Below are 4,580 nucleotides of genomic sequence, written 5' to 3' on the forward strand. Positions count from 1 at the left end.
AATAATCCTTCCGGGTTTGTTACTTAGCGTTTTATATTTTACGTTGTAGATGAGTTCTACAATCATTCTCTATTTTATCATATTTTATATGAATATAGAAATTATGTGTGGATTAACATTAATTTTCAATTTCTTTCAGTAACAGGAAATTAGTACATACTATCAATCCTACTAATCATTGAGGCTAATACATGACTGCGTACAAAAAAAGAATCTAGGTTTAGTAGATTCTTTTTTCGTGACAAATCATTTCGGCTAATCTTTCAGGTCTTCATCTGCAAACAATTGTAGTAATTGTTTAGTTCTTTGATGTACGAATAGCTCCTCAACCCGATTGGAAATAATTGAGGAATAGTGTTCCCTCGTTTTACTATCTAACATTTTTATCATTCCATCAACAATTGCATCTTCAGTTAAATCTACCGATAAACCATATTCATTGGCGCCCAATAACTCCTTTGCTCCATATACATTTGTAGTAAGAATTGGTAATCCAAGATATCCCGCCTCAGTAACTGCGACATTAAATCCTTCATAATCAGAACTACACACATACACATCTGCATTAATCATGAATTTATAGGGGTTTTTCTGATATCCAACAAGCTTTACTGTTTCTTTTAGATTTGAGTCATTGATTTTCTGTTTCAAAATCGATTCCTCAGGTCCAGAACCCACAATTTCTAACTCAATCGGAAATATGGTTTTTTCTTTGACTCTTGAGAATGCATCAATTAATCGATCAAAACGCTTTTCTTCACTTAACCTTCCAACACTGATAAACCTAATTCTTCCTTCCGCTACTGTTTTCTCAGAAACTTTAGATTTTTCAGAAATATCTGAGAAGTTCATAGGGTTGTATACTACTTTTAGATTCTCGTCCGAAGTATTAATAAAACTTTTGGCATAGTGCTTTTTGACATCGTAACTGACAAAAACGATTTTATCAAATTTGTTGTAAACATCCGAGTACTGCATACCAATTCCATGAATCCAAGCATATTTTCTTGATTTCGAATTTGATGAATTGGCAATTATATCTGTTGGTAGCTCTGCCTGAAATGCAATTTCCAAATCATAGTCACCTTTAGCAAAAGAACTGTACAAAATTTTACGAGGAATCAGGCTGACTATCGAATTTAAACCTTTGAAATAAAACCCCAGATTTTTTCTTAGCTTCACTCTAGGGTCAATATCAAACATTTGTGGCTTAAATTTGTAAATTGTTGTGATTGTGACATCATGACCCAGTTCCACTAATTCATTCGCAAATTCAACTGCAGTCTTTTCAACACCACCTAAATCAAGATGGTAAATTAGTAGATTTATTTTCATTTTATTTACCAAATTGTGCTTTCCATTGCAAAATTGCTTCTTCATCAATTTCAATCTCTGTGAAAAATTCTGAAGAGATGATATTCATCATTTCCGTTTTGACATTTTCTCTCTTGATAACCGGTAAATTGTAGTCAGCCTGTTTATTGAGTGCCCTATGATCTACTGCAATAATCAAAGTTCTCACCTTGTGCTGGAGCGCATAAATTCCCCCATGCAAACGTGATCCGACATAGTCAATATCTTCAGTAGCCAAAATCTTTCGATAACTATCTAAACTACTTGAAAGTTGGATAATTTCACCATCACTGATATTAAGTTCTTTGAAGTAAATTGAATCTTCAGATCCTTGCGGCCAAAAATATACTTTATCGTATGATTTTACTAACATTTCGATCATATATGTATCCAACTCAACGTCTCTGGCATAATCTGTCAGAGTAAATACGACAGATGATGCTTTCTTTGTAGGGATGGATTTGCAGTGTTCCTTAGTGAGTTTCCACATTGTTGCACATCCTGTGTTAATTGCATTGAGTTTTAATTCTTCTGTAACATACTTCAGAGTGTTGTTATCACGAACACTATGAATGTAATCCGCACTTAATATTTTTCGATATAGCATCTTCGTATATAAACTCGAGCGTTTATTGTTTTCATTGCTACCAACACCTACTAGTACTACATCATTAATATACTTACTTGTTAAAAAGTGTATATTCCATGGTCGCTTTCTTGTAAGAAAGAAGTCTTTAAACAATAAATTGGATCCTAAGATAAATTTTCTTTTAGCGGTCTTTAATGGTTCTTTATAAATGTTTCTTGTCAAATTTTGATGGAAATGATACAGCGGTGTATGAGAAGAAACACGAACATTGAAATCACCTCCAATTATTTCATCTAATTCTTGTAATGCTGATTCTACAATAATATTGTCACCCATATTTAGAGTCCCGTACGATGGGTCAAAAATTATATTTTTATTCATTTGTAACCTCTCCCTTATATTTGAATGTTTTGCGAAACCTTATTCCCTAAAGATCTTATTTGTTAATTAACTTACTCTCTCTACACAACTATTTCAAGTTTATCAAGTTATCGTTAGGTATCGTATTATTTGCTATATTTGGTCAGTGCATTAACCACATATCTAAACTCATAATACATAGCCTGTATCGGATTAATATTTAGATGCTTAGTATAAATTTTATATTGCCACTTTGCGGATCTCATTTTATTTGAACTTCTGGAAGATTCTTGGACTCGATACTTAGCGAGTACTTCTTTTAATGGAGTAGCATCGCCATATTTTCTCAAGATTTGTTGCCAAGCTAAGTAATCTTCGTGTCCTATCGACAACATATGGATATCATTACCAATCACTTTGCGATCTATTAAAACTGTCAAGCATCCGATCGAACTACCTTTGAGTTGACTTCTGTATGATACTTTTGTAGGAACTTTCAAACACTTCCCCAAATAACGGGATTCCTCATCAATTACTTCGTATGATGAAATCGAAAAGTAGCCATTAGAAGACTTCAAACTGTCAACTTGTTTTATGAGTTTTGTGGGGTACCAAACATCATCAGAATCAAGAAATGCAAGATACTCTCCTTTTGCTTTGGAAATTGCAGTGTTTCTTGCCTCTGCTACTCCTTGGTTCTTATCTTTTGATATATATACTATTTCCAACTTAGTATTCTGAGCAATTATTTCTTTAATAATTTCATCCGTTCCATCAGTAGAACAGTCATTTACCACAATTAACTCAACTTTAGGATAATTTTGATGGATTACTGATTGGATAGATTCTCTAATAGTTGCTTCAGAGTTATATGCAGGCATTACAACAGAAACTAAGTCTTTTCGAAATTCTAAAGAATTGTTTCTGGATACATCATTTTGAATCATTTCTACTAAACTCCTTACTTCCCTGTAGCATGTATCTTATCGCACAACTTAGGGACAAATTGTCTTTATAGAGACTTCTCTTTCGAATTGCAAACTGCATGATTAATGGAAGATACATCAAACGAGACATTCGACGGTATGACGCTCCCCGGTTAATAAAATATTCCCTATTATAACCTTCAAACCAGGTTGACTGCCCTATGTGCAAATCAGCTATTTTCTCCGGGATAAACTTCACTTTATGGCCCTTTTTAAGAATATCAAACAGAAGTATGTTTTCCTCACCTAGATAGTATTTACTACCTGATCCAAAACGTTCGTCGAAATGCACGGACGCATTATCAAATACTGACTTTCTTATAGCTATTTGTACTGATGAAAGCTTCATACTTTGTATGTAACTAATAACTTTTTCTTTGTTAGGGTAGTCCTTGAAATGTTGTTCGATGCCATCAACCATGAATGCAATGACATCATAATTTTGATTTCTATCAAAACTATTCTGAATTATTTCTTTCGCATTACTTACATATTCTAAGTCATCATCTGATAGAACCACTACTTCACTACTACAATTTCTAATTGCAATATTTCTACTTTTAGACAATCCTCTTGTCGTAGAATTAATCCATTTTACATTTTTATCATTATCATAGAATATTTCGTTGTTATCTGTTTGGTTTACAATCACGTAATCCGATTCCAATTTCATTCGTTTAGCTAAAGTATCGTCAAATTTTCTATGCATCGTTGAGATGACAAAACTCACAGTTGTATGTTTATCCATTGTAGGGCTCCTTATTCTTTTAAATGTCAGTAGATCTTTAATTTCAATCTATTATTTTAGCTCTATTTTAGAATTAAAAACCAAAATGACTATTTTATTGAGACATTGGAGCGTCGCAATCACTCTCCACTTCATTCATTGACTCAAAATAAACATTGATTAGTACAAAAATCAACATCAACATCTCATTGATTATCATAGATAAGGTTGTCATCATTACAATGCTACCTATTAGTGTAGCAAACAAGTAATTCATTCTTCTATCAAATTTTGCAATTGATAACGCCATCTTCATGAGAGTAAGTAATGAATAAATGTATACACCGAAAACAATTATTCCTCCTTCTACAAAAACTTCCATTATAGTGTTATGCATATAGTGTTGCATTTGAAACATTTCTACATTCATAGGTTGAAAATTGTATATTCCAATTCCCAAATACCCTGACTGTTTAAACATTTCAATGCCATTCTGGACCAGTCTAACTCGGCCAGAACCACCGTCTTTAGTTTTAAATCTAGCAATTATTGAACTGAATAAATC

5 protein-coding genes are annotated in these 4,580 nt (G+C 32.8%); all 5 read right to left on the reverse strand.

The window, feature by feature from the left end; translation table 11 throughout:
• Positions 1-255 precede the first annotated feature (255 nt).
• Entirely contained in the window at positions 256-1,335 is a 1,080-nt protein-coding gene (locus GVV20_RS10225) for a glycosyltransferase (protein ID WP_159739989.1), read from the reverse strand.
• Position 1,336: 1 nt separating this feature from the next.
• Positions 1,337-2,323, reverse strand: coding sequence for a polysaccharide pyruvyl transferase family protein (locus GVV20_RS10230; protein ID WP_159739988.1), 987 nt, complete (start codon positions 2,321-2,323; stop codon positions 1,337-1,339).
• 125 nt (positions 2,324-2,448) lie between these two features.
• Complete coding sequence (locus tag GVV20_RS10235) at positions 2,449-3,249, reverse strand: glycosyltransferase family 2 protein (protein ID WP_159739987.1); 801 nt, start codon at positions 3,247-3,249, stop codon at positions 2,449-2,451.
• Positions 3,236-4,036: a glycosyltransferase family A protein gene (locus GVV20_RS10240; protein ID WP_159739986.1), complete on the reverse strand. Its 801-nt coding sequence runs from the start codon at positions 4,034-4,036 to the stop codon at positions 3,236-3,238. Before GVV20_RS10240 ends, GVV20_RS10235 begins: the two co-directional genes overlap by 14 nt.
• A 94-nt stretch (positions 4,037-4,130) precedes the next feature.
• Positions 4,131-4,580: O-antigen ligase family protein (locus tag GVV20_RS10245; RefSeq protein WP_250690199.1), on the reverse strand; the 450-nt coding region annotated here is incomplete at its 5' end.

The sequence above is a fragment of the Erysipelothrix aquatica genome, assembly GCF_009828775.2.
Classification (GTDB): Bacteria; Bacillota_I; Bacilli_A; order Erysipelotrichales; family Erysipelotrichaceae; genus Erysipelothrix; species Erysipelothrix aquatica.